The organism is Bradyrhizobium campsiandrae, from assembly GCF_014529705.1.
In the GTDB taxonomy this organism is placed as follows: domain Bacteria; phylum Pseudomonadota; class Alphaproteobacteria; order Rhizobiales; family Xanthobacteraceae; genus Bradyrhizobium; species Bradyrhizobium campsiandrae.
Genome location: NZ_JAANIH010000073.1, coordinates 1 through 16,137, shown reverse-complemented (window position 1 = coordinate 16,137; position 16,137 = coordinate 1). Strand labels below are relative to the sequence as shown.

Sequence of the window (16,137 nt, the reverse complement as noted above, 5' to 3'; positions counted from 1 at the left end):
CGCAAGGAGAGACGACATGCTGTACGAGATCGCAACGTTGACGGTGAAGCTCGGCACCGCGGCCAAGGCCGTGGCCGGGATCGGCGAATATGTCGGCGCGGCAGAGGCCAAGGGCACGCTGCTCGGCTGCTGGGCCAGCGAGATCGGCGATCTCAACCAGCTCCTGGTGCTGCGCTGTTTCGCGGACGATAAGGAATGGCGCACTGAACGGGAACGGGCGTTGCGCACGACCAATCCCTTCAACGCGGGCGAGGCGATCTCGCAGATGAGCTTCGACACCTATGCGCCGTTCCCGTTCCTGCCGCCGGTCGCACCGGGCAAATACGGCAGCGTCTACGAGATCCGTACCTACCGCCTCAAGCACGGCGGAGTTCCGCCGACCATCGCCGCCTGGGAAGCCGCGGTGCCCGAGCGCGGGAAGCTCTCGCCGCTGTCCATCGCCATGTATGCGCTGGACGGGCCGCCGCGCTTCACCCATATCTGGCCGTTCGCAAGTCTCGACGCGCGCGCGGCCGTGCGCGCAGACTCCGTTGCGAGGGGCGTCTGGCCGCCGAAGGGAGGCCCGGACTGGCTGACCGGCGACATGCGTTCGATCGTCGCCCTGCCGACGTCGATCTCGCCGCTGGCCTGACACGAGGCGCCCGCCATGCCACACATCTATTCCCTCGCCTATCTCACCTCGGCGCCGATGGCGCCTCCGGATGCGCTTCTGCTCGCCCAGAAGCTCGGCTACCAGGCCATCGGCGTGCGGATCGCGCCGGCGGCGCCCGGCGGCGACTTCTCGCCGCTGGCAACCGACCCCGGATTGCTGCGCGAAACCATGCGCCGCATCGACGACACCGCAATTCCCGTGTTCGACGTCGAAATTGCGCGGCTCCGTGCGGATTTCGAAGTCGATCAGTTCGCCGCCTTCCTCGAAGCGGCAGGCAAGCTGAAGGCGCGCGCCATTCTTGTTGCCGGCGATGATCCGGATGAGGCGCGCCTGACTGACTCGTTCGCACAATTCTGCAGGGCAGCGGCGTCCTACGGTTTGACCGCCGATCTTGAATTCATGCCATGGACCGCCGTGAAAAACGCCAAAGCCGCCCTGCGCATCGTGACGAAGGCTGCCGAACCGAATGGCCGGGTGTTGGTCGACGCGCTGCACGCGGCGCGCTCTGCCACCACTCTGAACGATATCGCGGCGCTGCCGCGTCACCTGCTCAGCTATGCCCAGCTGTGCGACGCGCCAGCGCACGTTCCGGCGACGAACGAGGAACTGATTCACACTGCTCGCTGCGCCCGACTCATCCCTGGTGAGGGCGGCATCGATCTCACCGGCATCGTCGCCGCGCTGCCCGACGATCTGCCGCTCAGCCTCGAAATCCCGAACGATGAATGGCTGCCCAGGCTTGGCGCCGAAGAATGGGGACGCCGTGCGCTCGCGGCGGCCCGCCGCGTCGTGGCCGCGGCGGAAGAAGGAAGGCTCTCCGCATGAGCGGCCTCGATCTCTCCGGACGAGTTGCTGTGATCTCAGGCGGATGCGGTGGCATTGGCCAGGCGGTGCGTGCAAGGCTGACCTCTGCCGGAGCAACGGTCATCGTCTGGGACGTGGCCGAAGGCGCGGACTCGCGGATCGATCTCACTAACGAAATCGCCGTCAACGAGGCAATGGCGCGTCTGATCGATCGCCTCGGCCGCATCGACGTGCTGGTCAATGCCGCGGGCATCACCGGACCGACGGTCAACATCGAGCACTACAGTCTTGCCGACTGGCGGCGTGTCCTCGATGTCAATCTCACCAGCACATTCCTCTGTTGCAAGGCCGCGGTCCCGCCAATGCGGCAGCGAAACGCGGGACGCATCGTCAATCTCGCCTCCATCGCCGGCAAGGAAGGCAACGCCGGCATGACCGGCTATTCCGCGGCCAAAGCCGCCGTGATCGCGCTCACGAAATCGCTAGGCAAGGAACTCGCAAGCACCGACATTCGCGTCAATGCGATTGCGCCCGCGGTGATCGCCACCGACCTCGTCAAGCAGATGTCCGAGGAAGCCTATCGGGGCGTGCTGGCGAAGATTCCACTTGGCCGCGCCGGCCGTCCCGACGAGGTCGCCGCCCTGGTCGCCTGGCTTGCCTCCGACGAATGCTCGTTCTCGACCGGCGCGACTTTCGACCTGTCGGGCGGGCGAGCAACCTATTGAGCTGATGGTCGCATATGCCGAGTTGCGAACGCAATATCTGAGCAGGCCGACCAAAACGAATGAAGGCTGTAGCGAAGAACAGGACATCATGAAACCCGCAATCGACTCCTACTGCTATCACCGTTTCTTCGGTGAAGTCTATCCGCAGCTCGAGTCCGATCCTGGCCGCCGGATGACGCTCGACGATTTCATCGCCCGCGCCCGAGAACACGGCGTCAAAGGCGTATCGATCGAATCGTTCATGCTCGACGATTTGAGCCCGCAACGTGTGGCGGCGCTGCGCCGCGCGCTCGACCAGGCCGGGCTCGAGCGCGTTTGGGCGTGGGGTCATCCGCGCGGCCTCGAATCCGGTACGGCACCGCATGCCCTCGACGACCTCACGCGCCATGTCGACGTCGCGCATGCGCTCGGCGCAACCGTGATGCGGATCTGCGCCGGCGGCCGCCGCACCCGCACGCTCCGGTGGGAGGAGCACAAGGCTTTGCTCGTCCCGCTGCTGAACGAGGCCGCAGACTATGCGGCAACCAAAAACGTCGTGCTCGCGATCGAGAATCACATTGATCTCCTCGCGGACGAACTCGTCGAACTGCTCACGACGTTGGACCATCCGGCCCTCGGCGTCTGCCTCGATACCGCGAACAATCTGCGCATGTTCGAAGACGCGATGGTCGCGATCGAGAAGCTCGCGCCCTACGCCAGGGCCGTTCACCTCAAGGACATCACCGCGTATCGCGGCAGTCCGCGCGACTTCGGCTTCTGGCCGAGCGTTCCGCTGGGCCGAGGCCTCATCGACATTCCGAAGGCCTTGGCGCTGCTGCGGCGCGCCAATTACACGGGGCTCCTCGCGCTCGAAATCGACTATCTGCATCCGTCTTATGCCGACGAAGAGGCTGCGATAGCGCAGAGCCTATCCTACCTGCGGGGCACTCTCGACATCGGGACAGTCTAATCCTCTGCTGCGGCAACCGATCGTGCCGAGGCGATCATGAGAACGCAAAGCTGATACGCCTTCCTACAACTGCACACCGCGCGTGAGCGCACCATCAACGACGAGATTCGTGCCTGTGATGAAGCTGGCCGCGCGGCTGGCGAGAAACACCACCGCGTTGGCCATTTCCTGCGGCGTTCCCATTCGGCCCGTCGGGTTGAGCGCCAGCGCGCTCTTGTAGAGGTCGGGATTGTTATCCTTGATCATGTTCCAGACCCCGCCTTCAAAATAGGTATTGCCCGGCGAGACCGAGTTGGCGCGGATGCCCTTCCCCGCGAGCTGATTGGCGAGCCCCTGGGTGTAGTGGATGATCGCCGCCTTGAAGGTGCCGTAGGGACCGGCGGCGAAATCGACCTCGCGCCCCGAAACGCTCGATATCGTGACGATCGCGCCGGCCGCGCTCCTTTCCAGATAGGGCATGGCCGCATTCACCAACCGGACCGTGCCCATCATATCGGTCGAGAATTCCTTCTCCCAGCTCTCGTCGTCCTGCCCGATGGCGAGCGCGCTGACATTCGCGACGACGACATCGATGCCGCCGAGCTTTGCCGCCATGTCTTCGACCCAGGACTTGAGGACGGCCGCATTGGCGACGTCGGCCGCACCGCCATAGGCGGCAACACCCTTGGCCTTGAGCGCGGCGACCGTGCTCTCGACCTCGGCGAGATTGCGGGAGCACACGCCGAGATCGGCGCCTTCGGCTGCAAATGTCTCGACGATCGCCCGTCCGATTCCCTTGGTGCTTCCCGTGACGAGTACCTTGGCGCCCTTGAGTCCCAGATCCATGGCCGAACTCCTTTTCGTGGGTCAGTAGTTGGTCGCAATTGCCTTGATCAATCCCCGGTAGCTGTGCGGCATGCGCATCGACACCAGATCCTTTCGCCGCACGACGTTGGTCGGATAGACGCTGTCGAGATTGCTGGTGTCGACCAGCGCGGTCGCGACGCCCGTACCAGCGGCCGCGATCGACTCCCGCCGCGGAAATTCGAACGTATCGGGGCCGAACACGCCGCTCAGTCCAGGGTACCCACGCGCGGGATCGACGACATTGGCGAAGGCAAAGAACAAATTGTTCTCACCCGCACGAACGCGGAAATGGTGCCAATGATGCGGATCCGGACCGGTCGGAATCGGCTTCGGTTGCTCCACCTCCGTGCCGGTATGCGACGAACTGAAACGCCCCTTGATCGCAGCGGGACAGGCAATGAGATCGCAGCCACGTAGCGCCAGCACACGGCCCGCCTCCGGGAAAGAGGCGTCATGACCGATCAACAGGCCAATACGGCCGACCGGGGTGTCGACGACGCACCATCCGTTTCCGGCGGTCGCCCAGCTTCGCTCTTCGGCGGTGAGATGGGTCTTGCGATAGACCGAGACGCCTCCATCCGGTGCGACGAGGCAGGCGCTGTTATAGAGCATATCGCCAGCACGTTCGGCGAGGCCGCACACGAGATAGAGGCCAAGCTCCTTCGCGAGCCCCGCCAAGCGATCGGTCACAGGGCCGGGAACAGGTTGCGCCAATGCCGCGGGCTTGCCGAGACCGGTCGCAGCAAGCTCCGGCAACACGACGAGCTCGGCGCCCTCGGTGCGAGCCTTGCGCGCCAATACTACGATCTGTTCAAGATTCCAGTCGACATCGTCGACCGGCGCGAATTCCGCGACGCTGACCCGCGAGGTCTTCCCGGCTGGCCAGGGCTCGTGGCCGTAGAGGCCGAAGAAATCGCGCGGATTCCAACTGAAGGTGTCGGTGAGGAGCTCCGGATAGAGCTCCGGCCGGCGCTGCGAGAACACGGCCTCGCCGAGCACCCGGCGGGCGCGTGCGGCATCGAGATCGATCTCCGACATCAGCACGCCGTCGCCCTTGTCGCGCACCGCAATCACCTGCCCGTCCGGCGCGATCACGCAGCTTCCGCCACTGAACTGCACGCCGCGCTCGAGCCCCCACCGGTTGCTCTCGATCACGTAACAGCCGTTCTCGAAGGCACGGCTGATCCAGTAAGGCGCCGGCGTGCGTTCCGCCAGCCAGTTCGAGATGTGGCAGATGACATCGGCGCCGCCGAGCGCCATCAGCCGCGCCGTCTCCACGAAATGGATGTCCATGCAGATCAGCAGCGCGATGCGCCCGATGGGCGTCTCGAACACCTGGTTGTGCAGATCGCCGGCTGCGGCCCATTTCGGCTCGGAGATATAGGGATGCGTCTTGCGGTGACGGCCAACGATGCCGTCGGGTCCGATCAGAACGGCCGTGTTGAAGTAGATGTTGTCCGCGTCGACCTCAGGCATTCCGATCACGATGTAGCAGTCATATTTGCGCGCCAGCGATGCAAAGCGACCGGTGGTCGGCCCCGGAATCGCCTCCACGAACGGTGCGACCTCGGCGCGGTCGAACCAACAATAGCCCGTCGTTCCCATTTCCGGCGTGACGATGAGCTTCGCACCGGCCGCCGCCGCCTGCTCGCAGAGCTCGAGCAGGCGCGCGATGTTGCGCTCCTTCTCGAACATGGCGGGCTCGAACTGGACGGCGGCGACCTTGTGGATGGTGGACATTCCGGCCGGCCTCAAGCGAGATAGGACTTCTTGATCGAGGCACCCAACGTGTATTTTGGATCAACCATGTTGCCGAGCCTGACACGGCCGGCCTGCGTCAGCAGCATATAGGCATCGATCTCGTCGAAGCCGTAGTCGGCCGCCATCCAGCGGCACAGCTCGCGATAGGCGATGCGGGCTGCGTCCTCCATCGGCCGGGCCGAGCCGATGGTCATGATGAAGTCCTTGGTTTCCAGCCGCGGCCAGGCGATGGTCCAGTTCTTGATGAGGTCGACCTGCACCGTCGTCACGGTGGGATGCTCGATGGCGACGCCACAGAGCTCACCGTCGCCCTGCGCGGCATGGCAGTCGCCGAGATAGAGCAGCGCTCCCTTGGTGTTGACGGGCAGATAGATGATGGCGCCGACGCCGATATCGGGCAGATCCATGTTGCCGCCATAATAGTCGGGGACCAGCGAGGAGATCGCCTCGATCTCCGGCGAGGTGCCGATGGTGCCGATGAACGGCTCATAAGGCAGCGTGATCTTGTCGTTCCATTTGGTGCCGGTCTTGGCGTCGATCTCGAGCTTCTTGACGCGCTCCGGCAGCGCCGGATTGAGCAGCGCGGTCTGTCCGGTCGAGACCAGGCCGCCGAAATCGGGCATCACCACGGTGGTGCCGCAAGGCTGCGGCCCGCGCGGCACGATGCTCTCGATATAGACGGCGAGCGTATCGCCCTTCTCGGCGCCGTTGACGTGGATCGGTCCGTTCTGCGGATTGAGGAACGGGAAGTTGAGAATTTTCGACGGGCTGTCGGTCTCCTTCTTGATCGCTCCCTCGAATGCGTCATGGGTCTCCGCAGCGACCACCGCGCCGGGATCGACGGTCAGCACCGGCTTCACATAGGGACCATAGACATAGTGGTACTTGCCCTGCTCGCTCTCGGTGATGGTGTGCTTCGTGCCACGCTCGCCTTTGGCGATGCCCTTGCGGGCCATGATGGAGTCTTTCTGCCAGGACATTTGCTTTTCTCCTTCTGTCGGCGTCAGTCTTTCAAACCGCAAGATGGCGGCGCATCTCGGCCTCGTCATCGAGCGCCGCGCGATCGAGATTGGCGACGATGCGGCCCTTGTCCATGACGTAGCAGCGCTGCGCCATGGCACGGATCATGTCGAGATTCTGCTCGACCAGGATGATGGTCACACCGGTCCTGCGATTGAGCTCGACCATGTTGCGCGCGATGTCCTGGACGATGCTCGGCTGGATGCCCTCCGAGGGCTCGTCGAGCAGGATCAGGTTGGGGTCGGCGATCAGGACCCGTCCGATCGCAAGCTGCTGCTGCTGGCCGCCGGACATCGTGCCGGCGCGCTGGTTCCAGCGCTCGGCCAGGATCGGAAAGGTCTCGACGATCTTGCGCCGGCCCGCTTCGGGAATGCCGCCGCGCTTGATCGCGGCGCCCACCGCGACATTCTCGCCGACCGTCAGGCGCGGAAACACGTCGCGTCCCTGCGGCACATAGCCCATGCCAAGACGCGCTCGCTTGTGCGCCGGCAAGGATTCCACCGCCTCGCCGCGATAGACGATCGAGCCACCCATCGCCGGCACGAGCCCGATCAGGCTCTTCATCAGCGTGGATTTGCCGACCCCGTTGCGGCCGATGACGGCGACGATCTCGCCTTCCCGCACCTCGATCTCGAGGCCCTGCAGCACCGGCTTGCCGCCATAGCCGGCGCGCAACGCCAGCGTCGACAGGATCACCTCCTTGCGTGGCACGTCAAGCATGGGCCTGCCCCAGATAGATCGCCGCCACGCGTTCGTCGGCGACGATCTCGTCGATCGAGCCCTGCGCGAAGACCTGGCCGAGATGCAGCACGGTGACGCGCCGGGCGACCTGGCGCACGAACGCCATGTCGTGCTCGATCGCCAGCACCGTCATGCCGTCGGCATTGAGCCGCTGCACCATCTCCCCGGTCATGTGGGTCTCTTCCGGCGACATGCCGGCGGTCGGCTCGTCCAGCAACAGCAGGCGCGGCTTCAGGCTGATCGCCATGCCGATTTCCAGCCATTGCTTCTGACCATGGCTGAGATTTCCGGCGGTCTGCGCTTGCTCGGCCTCCAATCCAAGGAAGGCCAGCAGCCGGCCGATCTCGGCGTCGAGCTCGGCGCCGCGATGCCGGCTCTGAAGTGCGATCTCGAGGTTCTGGCGGACGGAGAGGCCCTTGAATACGCCAGGCACCTGGAACTTGACCGAGAGCCCGCGATGAATCCGCGCAAAGGATTTCAGCGCCGTGATGTTCTCCCCGGCGAACAGAATGTCCCCGCTGCCGGGATGATGCTCGCCGAGGATCAGACGGAACAGCGTGCTCTTGCCGGCCCCGTTCGGTCCAATCAGACAATGGATCTCCCCAGGCTCGAGCGTGAGGTTGACGCCGTTGGTGACGTGCAGCCCGCCAAAATGCTTGTTCAACTTGCGCAGCTCCAGCAGCGACATCAGCCGGCCCTCTGCAGGAAGCGGCTGGCGAAGCGGCCAAGCCAGTTCATCACCCCGAGCACGAGGCCGTTCGGCGCGATCAGGACCGTGAGCACCAGCAGCACGCCCATGAACACGAGAGCATACTGGCTGCCGTAGATCGTCAGCGCCTGGAACGCGGCGAGCACGATCAGCGTGCCGATCACCGTCGAGGTCAGGTCGCTGCGGCCGCCGACGGCAACCCAGATCAGCGGCAATGCGGCCGCGGTCATGCCCATGCTGGACGGCGTGATGTACTGCCCCCACACCGTGTAGAGCACGCCGGAGAGCCCTGCGAGAGCGGCGCCGATGACGAAGGTAATGAGCTGGTACTTGCGCACGTCGTAGCCGAGCATCTCCGCGCGCTCGGGATTCTCGCGGATCGCGACAATGACGTTGCCAAACGAGGAGTTCATCAGGATGCGCAGGCCCAGATAGACGAGCACCAGCAGGCCGAGCACGAGATAGTACAGGCCGACATCCGCGAACAGCACGATCGGCTCGCCCGGCCAGGGGATCGTCAGCGGCGGCATCGCGCTCATGCCGTTGAAGCCGTTGAGGCGCGCGGCTCCGACGTGCCACTCGGGCCCCGCCGTCTGCGCCATGAAGCGCTCCAGCATCAAGGTCACTGCGAGCGTGACGATGCCGAGAAAGACACCGGCGATGCGGCCGAAGAACATGAAATAGCCGAGCAGGACCGCGAACAGCGCGGCGATCATCACCGCGAGCACCAGCGCGAGCAGCGTGAAACCGTAGGCCGAGCCGAAATTGATGGTCAGGATGCCGTAGCCATAGCCGGCGATCCCGAAGAAAGCTGTCTGTCCGAAGGACAACGAACCGCCATAGCCCCAGATCAGGCACAGGCTGAGCGCGATGAACACCCAGACGAAAAAGTAGACGGTATTGCCGACGGTATAGCCGTCGCTGAACAACGGATAGGCCAGCGCGGCGAGCAGCACGATGGCAAACGCGCCCCAGAAGGCCGGACCGCGCCCGACGGTCTGCGGCCCTTCGAGACGACGAAACAGCGAGAGGAAACTATTCACGGCGTTATCGCTCCGTCAGGTCCGCTCGCGCAGCACGAATCCCGAGATGCCTTTCGGCAGCACCCGGACGACGATGATCACGGCAACAAGCAGGCCGATCTGGCCGAACAGTTGCCCCTGCCACGACGTCATCGCCGACTTGACCACCGCGAGCACGCCGCCGGCCGGCGCCGTGCCGAGGAAGACGTCGGCGCCGCCGATCACGACAGTGACGAAGGCCTCCATGATGAAGGTCGCGCCCATCGTCGGCACCAGCGTCATGGTCGGGGCGTAGAGGCCGCCGGCGAGGCCGGCGAGCCCTGCCCCGCAGGCGAAGGGGAGGCTGTAGATCAGGCGGGTGTCGACGCCGAGGGCAGCGGCCATATGCGGCACCTGGATCGTGGCGCGCGCCAGCACGCCGAAACGGGTCCAGTTGAACAGCGCGTAGAGCGCGGCGAGCACACCGAGCGCGGCGCCGAACAGCACAATGCGATAGATCGAATAGGAGTACGCCCCGACCTGGAAACTACCGAACGGCGTGCCGACGCCCGCCATGGTCGAGCCGACCATGATCAGCGTGCCCTGCGTCGCGATCAGGCTGAGGCCCCAGGTGGCGACGATGGTGTCGAGCGGACGGTCGTAGAGATGGCGGATCACCGCGAGTTCCACCACCACGCCGACGAGAGCCGACACGAGTGTGCCGGCGAGAATCCCGAGCGGCAGCGGCAGGCCGGCATGCACGGTCGCGGCCGTGACATAGGCCCCGCACATGATGAATTCGCCATGGGCAAGATTGATCACGCCCATCATACCGAAGATCACCGCGAGCCCGCAGGCCGAAAGCACCAGAAACGCGAAGGCGTCGCCGAATTGATAGAGCGCCGAGAATGCAAGGGTTGCGATGTCCATGAATCAACCAGAATGTGGGAGGACGCGGCGTTGCCGCCGCAGCTGTCCGTAATCGCCCCGGCGCGCCGGCAACGCCGGAGGCGCCGGGGCGACTGGCCGCCGGTCAGGGTTTCGGCGGCGGATTCGACGGAGTATACTGGGCCATCGGATCCTTCTTGGTGAGGTCGCAGCCGGCTTCACCCAGCCAGTACGGCTTGATGTCCTCCCAGGTCTTCGGGAACGAGATCGAGTGATCGGCACCGACCTTGGCGAGATAGATCGTGTGCGACATGTGCTGGCTCTTCGGGTCGATGCAGACCTTGCCCTCCGGAGCCTCCATGCAGACATCGCCCAGCGCGATCACCTTGCGGATGTCCTCGCGCTTGGTCGACTTCGCCCGCTCCACCATCTGCTTGTAGAGATAGACGGCGAGATAGGAATTTTCGGCCTCCTGGTTCACATAGGGCTCGCTCGGGAACTTGGCCTTGAACTTGGCGTAGAACTCCTTGCTCTTGGGCGAGTCGATCTCCTCGATGTAGTTGGTCGTGACATACATGTCCTTCAGGCTCGGCGGCTTGAAGCGCTTGTGCTCATAGCCCTGGCCGACATTGACCGAGGAGGCCATCGGCAGGTTGACGCTGGCCGAAGCCGCCTGCTCGTAATATGAGGCCTGCGCGGTGCCGACCAGCAGCGTGACGACGAAGTCCGGCTTGGCCTTCTGGATGTTCTGGATGCTCTGGGAGAATTGCGAGACGCCGAGCGGAATGAACTCCTCGCCAGCCATCTTGCCGCCGTTCTCCTTGACGATCTTGCGCACCCATTCCGCCGATATCTGGCCGAAATTGTAGTCGGCAGCGAGCGTGTAGACGTTCTTGCCGTACTTCTCCATCATGTAGGGAATGAGCGTGGAGAACTGCTGCTCCGGCACCGCGCCGGTCACGATCATGTGGCCGTCGCAGACCCCGCCTTCATACTGGTTGTTGTAGAAGGCAAAGCCGTTGAACTGGTCGACGATCGGCCGGTACGCCTCGCGCGAGGCCGAAGAGAAGCCCGCGAACACGACATCGACCTTGTCGCGCTGGAGCACGCGGCGCATGAACTCCTGGTAGCGCGTGTTGTCGGACTGGGTGTCATAGGCCACGAGCTCGAGCGGCCGGCCCATGATGCCGCCGGCCTTGTTGATCTCGTCGGCCGCGAGCTGAATGGCGTGGACCTTGCCGATCGTGGCCGCGGCGAAATCGCCGGACTGGTCTTCCAGCACGCCGAGCTTGATCGGGTTCTCGGCCGCCTGTGCCAGCGATGATCCGAAGACAAGCGTCCCCGTGAGGGCTGCGGCACGCAGCCCCCGCAATACAGACTTGCTCATTTTGCTTCTCCTAGATGGCTTGCTTGTTGCCGCCTTGCAGCATGATGCCGGTCGTGCGGCCGGTCGTGTCGGGCGGCTTAGCCCGCTTGCTCAGAAACTCCTCGCAGTAGAGTTCCATGTTCTGCCGCGCGCGCATGCTTTCGCGGCGGAGCTGGGAATAGGCGCCCTCCTCGTCGAGACCGCCCTGCTGCATCAGCAGGATGACGGCCCGGATCACCGCGCGCCGGCCCCGACGGCGTTCCTCGAGGTCCTGGAGGCGCGCGCTCATTTCGGCGCGCAGCAGGAATTGGTTGATACCCATGAACAACGAGGCGTAGACCGCACCGCCATGCACCGGCTTACGCAGGAACGAGGTCGCACCGAGATTGACCAGCGCCTTCAGCCGGCTCGGCGCCTCGACGCCGACGAGGCCGATCACCGGCACCGGCGGCAGACGCGAGGCCGGGTCGACCTCGATCGCGACCGCGCCTTCGAGGTCGCCGTCCACGAACAGGATATCGCGATCGGCCTGGAGGCTGGCAGGATCGATCTGGGCGCGGCCGTCGATGATCTCAGGATATTCGGTGGACACGCCGAGCTTGGCCAGCGTCGTCTCGAGCGTGCTCTCCCATCCGCCTCGGCGCGTGACGACGATGGCGCGGCCGCCCTTGAAGTTCTGTAACAGTCGGGAGCTCATGATTGCACCACTTTCAAAAGCGGAGAGCGCATTGCACTGGCAAAGCGCGGCGACGACTGGACGAGATAGGGATCGGGCGCGATCGGCTCGCGCGACTCCAGCAGCACCTCAAATTGGCCATTGGCAGCCGACCGGCCGATCCGTGGCGTGAGCCAGGCATGAAAAGTCTCCCGGTCAATCCGGACCTCGCCCTGGGGCGCGCGCAGCCGCTGATCGGCGACGGCAGCCCGCACGGTGCGGGCATCGTCGGTGCCGGCCCGCGACAAGGCCGCAGCGAGCAGCTTGACGGCGATGTAAGAGGCTTCGGCATCGGCCGAGGACACCGGTCCATCCGGAAAGGACCGCGTATAGGCACCGATGAAGTCGGCATTTTCAGGCGAGTTCAGTGACGAGAAGTAGACACTGGAAGACAGATGCCCATCGACCGCATCAGGACCGATCTCCGGCAGTTCCGGTTCCGAGAGCGTGCAGCTCGCGACCGGGATCTCCGCGGCCTGGTCGATGCCGCGGGCACGGCAGGCGGCGCGGAACGCACGGAAGAACGCGTAGGCGCTGGTGCCGATCAAATTGTTGAAGACGAAATCGGGACGCTGATCGATGATGGCCGCGATGACCTGGTCGACCTCGGTGTCGCCGACCGAGAGGTAGCGCTCCGCGAGCACCGAGCCGCCGCGAGCGATCAGCGCCTCACGAAAGATGCGGTTGTTCTCCCAGGCCCAGATGTAATTCGAGCCGATACAGAAGGCACGCGAGCCCACCCGGGAGGCCAGATAGTCGACCAACGGCAGCACGTGCTGGTTGGGCGCGGCTCCGGTATAGATGACATTGTCGGAACTCTCGAAACCTTCGTAATGCGAGGGATACCATAGCAATCCGTCGAACTTCTCGAAGCAGGGGATCACCTCCTTGCGGCTCGACGAAGTGTAGCAGCCGACCACATGGCGAATGCCGCAACCGAGCAGCTCGAGGCTGAGTGAGCGATAGCGCGCCAGATCGCCGGACGGATTGACCACGACCGGCTCCAGCTCAATGCCGGAGTTGCCGGCATTGACCTCCTGAAACGCCAGCAACGCGCCATTGAGGATCGAACGTGCGACGACGCTGTATGAGCCCGTCGTCGAGAACATCACGCCGATCCGATAATGCCTTCGCGTCATCACTCGATCCAAAAACAAAAAAGCGCCCGCCGGCTAATGAAGCCGAGGGCGCCCTCGCCGCCAACCAAACACGCTTGCGCGTGGCGTTGGAGATGGTTTGAACTTGTTCGCGTTGACGGGCTGCCTTGCCCCACGCTCGTGCGTTACGGTCGTTGAGATCGAATATTATGTCAAGCGCGTTGTTGCAGCGAAAATTGCCGTAATTCGTGTCGACGTGTAGCAAAACTGTGCAACGCGGCTCACGGTCGCCGAACTGACCTGCCGAAAAAGAAGGGCCAAGCGAGGGGTCTGCTGGCACCGAGTCGTAGATGTCACGGGACGGATTGGCGCTCAGGAGCGCTCCGAGAAGGTTGGATACCGGCTCAAACCCGCCAAGCGCCGGTGCACATCAAAGAAACCGCAAAAGTCACGGCAGATTGTCGCGCAGAAAAATGTCGATGCGGATGCGCTCCTGATCCGGACTGATGGGCTCGCCGGAGCAATGCGCGAGCAGCACGCGCGCGGCGGAACGCGCCTCATGGCCGGGATCCTGGTTGATGACAGCATCGAGCGTACCGCGGACCAGGAAGCGCCGCGTGTGCTGGGTCAGCTCGTGGGTGATCCAGATCACGTCGCGCGCCCGCCCGGACGCCTCGAGCGCCGCGGCAATGCCGCGATTGCCGGCGCCGCAGCAATAGATGCCGCGCAGGTCGTTACGCCGCTTGAGCAGCGCAGCGGTCAACTCTCGCGTTCGTTCGCTGTCGTCCCGGCCCTCGATCACCGGCAACGTCGTGAGGTTCGGATGCTCGCTGGACAAGATCTGATGGAAGCCGAACTGCCGCTCGGTGTGGTCGCGTAGCGACAATGATCCGGCGATCACCGCAACCTTCCCCTCGCGCGCGGCGAGAAAGCGCCCCATCAGCGTTGCTGCCGTACGCCCTGCGGCTGGATTGTCGATTCCGACATAGTGCAGACGGCGCGAGCTCGGTGCATCGGACACGAGGGTCACCACGGCGATCCCGCGCGCGGTGAGTTCATCGATCGCGTCACGCACCTTGGGATGGTCGAGCGCGACGACGGCGACCCCCTGATAGACCGACGACAGGCCGTCCAGCGCGCCGGCGAGGACGTCCGGATCGAACACGTCGACGTGGAGGATGTCGATGAAGCCGCGCTGGCTGGCCAGCCATTCCGCGGTGCGCTGGACCTGCTCGGACAGGTTGGTCATGAAGCTATTGCTGCCGGCCGGCAGCACGAAGGCGAACCGAAACGACTGCCCGCGCGCAAGCCGTGCCGCCGCGACGTCGGCACGATAACCGAGTTTCGCCACTGCAGCCTCGACACGGGCGACCGTCTTGGCGCGCACGCCCTCGCGCCGGTTGACGACGCGATCGACAGTGGCGAGCGAAACGCCCGCCGCACGTGCGACATCCTCCAGCGTCGCGCGAACCGCCGGCTGCGTCGCGCCGCCTCTCATTCGCGCGCCGCCCACAGCATGCCGCGGGTCATCAGCGTCCTGATCTCCGGCACGTCGAGCTCGTAGGCGCGGTGGCCGAGCGAGGAATAGAACACCCTGCCGGCGCCGTAGCGCTTCTTCCACACCACGGGCATCACCACGCCATCGATCCAAGGCGCGTGCTCACCGGTGAAGGTCGTCGTCGCCAACACCTCGATAGCGGGATCGACATGCATGTAATATTGCTCGGAACGATGCTCGAAACTCTTCAGGCCCTTCATGATGGGATCATCCGGCTGCGTCAAGTCGACCTTATAGTCGATGATATTGCCGGGATGGGCGACCCACTGCCCGCCGCACAGGAACTGGTAATCGACGGACTCGCGGAACGCATCGCACATGCCGCCATGATGGCCGGCGAGCCCGACACCGCCGCGCACCGCCGCGCAGAGATTGAGCGCGTCGGCCTTCTCGATCCTCGACATGGTGTAGATCGGGATGATCAACGAGAGATCGTGGATCGCGGGATCGCCAAACGCCTCCGTCGTGGTCTCAACCCGGACCTCGAAGCCTTCCGCCTTCAGCCAGCCTCGGATCATCGAGGCACACAGATCCGGATCGTGTCCCGGCCAGCCGCCCCATACAATCATTGCCTTGCGCATGGTCATTCCCTCAGTCGATCTGTCCGGTTTCACGTCCGGCCGGCAGCATTGCCGGCCGCTCGACGCGGTTCTCGATCTTGACGCGGCGGCCCTCGTCCGCGGAGGTCTGGAACGCCTCCATCACCTCCAGCACGTGGAACGCAAGCGCGCCGCTGGCGCGGTGCGGCCGGTTGTTCAGGATCGCGGACGCCATGTCGGCGACGCCGATGGAGCGGAACTCGCCTTCGACGTGCCCGTGCGTCAACGGCACCGTCTCGAATTCGCCGCCGGTCTTGGCGACCTGCACCTCGCCGCCGAAGCGGTTCGGGTCCGGCACCAGCATGCTGCCCTTGTCGCCATAGATCTCGATCGGCGCGTGCCGATGCTTCGGCACATCGAAGCTCATCGTGATCGAGACCACCGCCCCGCTTTCGAATTCGAGCGTGCCTGCGACATGGGTCGAGACCTCGACCGGGATCAAAGTGCCGTTCATCGGCTGGCTGGTGACCAGACGCTCGGACTTCGGACGCGCGGTCGAGCCCATCACGCTGGCGACCGGTCCCAATAGCTGCACGAGATCTGTGATGTAATACGGACCCATGTCGAGCATCGGCCCGCCGCCGCGCAGAAGGGCCTTCGCGTCGGCTGCGCGCCCGACACCTTCCTCGGTGGTGGGCACCAGACCGCGCGCAAGCTGATCGACGAGGGCGCGATCGGCACGCCCGTGGCGGGCAACGCCTTCTTC

General features: G+C 64.6%; 17 protein-coding genes. 4 read left to right on the top strand and 13 right to left on the bottom strand.

Features of this window, described 5'->3' with window-relative positions; translation table 11 throughout:
- Positions 1 to 16 precede the first annotated feature (16 nt).
- From G8O24_RS35735 to G8O24_RS35720, 4 genes are all read left to right on the top strand, one after another.
- Complete coding sequence (locus G8O24_RS35735) at positions 17 to 631, top strand: NIPSNAP family protein (protein ID WP_188107217.1); 615 nt, start codon at positions 17 to 19, stop codon at positions 629 to 631.
- Between the two features lie 15 nt (positions 632 to 646).
- Positions 647 to 1,477, top strand: a complete 831-nt coding sequence (locus G8O24_RS35730) for a sugar phosphate isomerase/epimerase family protein (protein WP_188107216.1) — start codon at positions 647 to 649, stop codon at positions 1,475 to 1,477.
- Positions 1,474 to 2,181 (top strand): SDR family oxidoreductase, encoded by a 708-nt coding sequence (locus G8O24_RS35725; RefSeq protein WP_188107215.1) that lies wholly within the window; start codon positions 1,474 to 1,476, stop codon positions 2,179 to 2,181. The genes G8O24_RS35730 and G8O24_RS35725 overlap by 4 nt, the downstream gene beginning before the upstream one ends.
- A 172-nt stretch (positions 2,182 to 2,353) precedes the next feature.
- Positions 2,354 to 3,130, top strand: coding sequence for a sugar phosphate isomerase/epimerase family protein (locus G8O24_RS35720; RefSeq protein WP_202988802.1), 777 nt, complete (start codon positions 2,354 to 2,356; stop codon positions 3,128 to 3,130).
- A gap of 63 nt (positions 3,131 to 3,193) precedes the next feature.
- Here the strand turns inward: G8O24_RS35720 and G8O24_RS35715 are convergent, their stop codons facing one another.
- The 13 genes from G8O24_RS35715 to G8O24_RS35655 all read right to left on the bottom strand — a co-directional run.
- Positions 3,194 to 3,955, bottom strand: a complete 762-nt coding sequence (locus G8O24_RS35715) for an SDR family NAD(P)-dependent oxidoreductase (RefSeq protein WP_188107214.1) — start codon at positions 3,953 to 3,955, stop codon at positions 3,194 to 3,196.
- 21 nt (positions 3,956 to 3,976) lie between these two features.
- Positions 3,977 to 5,716 (bottom strand): nitrilase-related carbon-nitrogen hydrolase, encoded by a 1,740-nt coding sequence (locus G8O24_RS35710; protein ID WP_188107213.1) that lies wholly within the window; start codon positions 5,714 to 5,716, stop codon positions 3,977 to 3,979.
- 11 nt (positions 5,717 to 5,727) lie between these two features.
- Positions 5,728 to 6,717 carry an acetamidase/formamidase family protein gene (locus tag G8O24_RS35705; protein WP_188107212.1) on the bottom strand — a complete coding sequence of 330 codons (990 nt, stop codon included), beginning with the start codon at positions 6,715 to 6,717 and terminating at the stop codon, positions 5,728 to 5,730.
- Between the two features lie 31 nt (positions 6,718 to 6,748).
- A complete protein-coding gene (locus G8O24_RS35700; RefSeq protein ID WP_188107211.1) occupies positions 6,749 to 7,477 on the bottom strand; it encodes an ABC transporter ATP-binding protein in 729 nt (242 codons plus the stop codon).
- On the bottom strand, positions 7,470 to 8,186 hold the full coding sequence (locus tag G8O24_RS35695; protein ID WP_188107210.1) for an ABC transporter ATP-binding protein: 717 nt from the start codon (positions 8,184 to 8,186) through the stop codon (positions 7,470 to 7,472). The genes G8O24_RS35700 and G8O24_RS35695 overlap by 8 nt, the downstream gene beginning before the upstream one ends.
- Positions 8,186 to 9,250 (bottom strand): branched-chain amino acid ABC transporter permease, encoded by a 1,065-nt coding sequence (locus G8O24_RS35690; protein ID WP_188107209.1) that lies wholly within the window; start codon positions 9,248 to 9,250, stop codon positions 8,186 to 8,188. The genes G8O24_RS35695 and G8O24_RS35690 overlap by 1 nt, the downstream gene beginning before the upstream one ends.
- Positions 9,251 to 9,265: 15 nt before the next feature.
- The gene (locus G8O24_RS35685) at positions 9,266 to 10,138 is read right to left on the bottom strand and encodes an ABC transporter permease subunit (protein ID WP_188107208.1); all 873 of its coding nucleotides are present in this window, start codon (positions 10,136 to 10,138) and stop codon (positions 9,266 to 9,268) included.
- Between the two features lie 103 nt (positions 10,139 to 10,241).
- A complete protein-coding gene (locus G8O24_RS35680) occupies positions 10,242 to 11,483 on the bottom strand; it encodes an urea ABC transporter substrate-binding protein (protein ID WP_188107207.1) in 1,242 nt (413 codons plus the stop codon).
- A 10-nt stretch (positions 11,484 to 11,493) separates the two neighbouring features.
- Positions 11,494 to 12,159 carry an ANTAR domain-containing response regulator gene (locus tag G8O24_RS35675; protein ID WP_188107206.1) on the bottom strand — a complete coding sequence of 222 codons (666 nt, stop codon included), beginning with the start codon at positions 12,157 to 12,159 and terminating at the stop codon, positions 11,494 to 11,496.
- The gene (locus G8O24_RS35670; protein ID WP_188107205.1) at positions 12,156 to 13,316 is read right to left on the bottom strand and encodes a transporter substrate-binding domain-containing protein; all 1,161 of its coding nucleotides are present in this window, start codon (positions 13,314 to 13,316) and stop codon (positions 12,156 to 12,158) included. Before G8O24_RS35670 ends, G8O24_RS35675 begins: the two co-directional genes overlap by 4 nt.
- A 406-nt stretch (positions 13,317 to 13,722) precedes the next feature.
- A complete protein-coding gene (locus tag G8O24_RS35665) occupies positions 13,723 to 14,772 on the bottom strand; it encodes a LacI family DNA-binding transcriptional regulator (RefSeq protein WP_188107204.1) in 1,050 nt (349 codons plus the stop codon).
- Positions 14,769 to 15,413, bottom strand: coding sequence for a ThuA domain-containing protein (locus G8O24_RS35660; protein ID WP_188107203.1), 645 nt, complete (start codon positions 15,411 to 15,413; stop codon positions 14,769 to 14,771). The genes G8O24_RS35665 and G8O24_RS35660 overlap by 4 nt, the downstream gene beginning before the upstream one ends.
- Before the next feature lie 10 nt (positions 15,414 to 15,423).
- Positions 15,424 to 16,137: Gfo/Idh/MocA family protein (locus tag G8O24_RS35655; RefSeq protein WP_244646198.1), on the bottom strand; the 714-nt coding region annotated here is incomplete at its 5' end.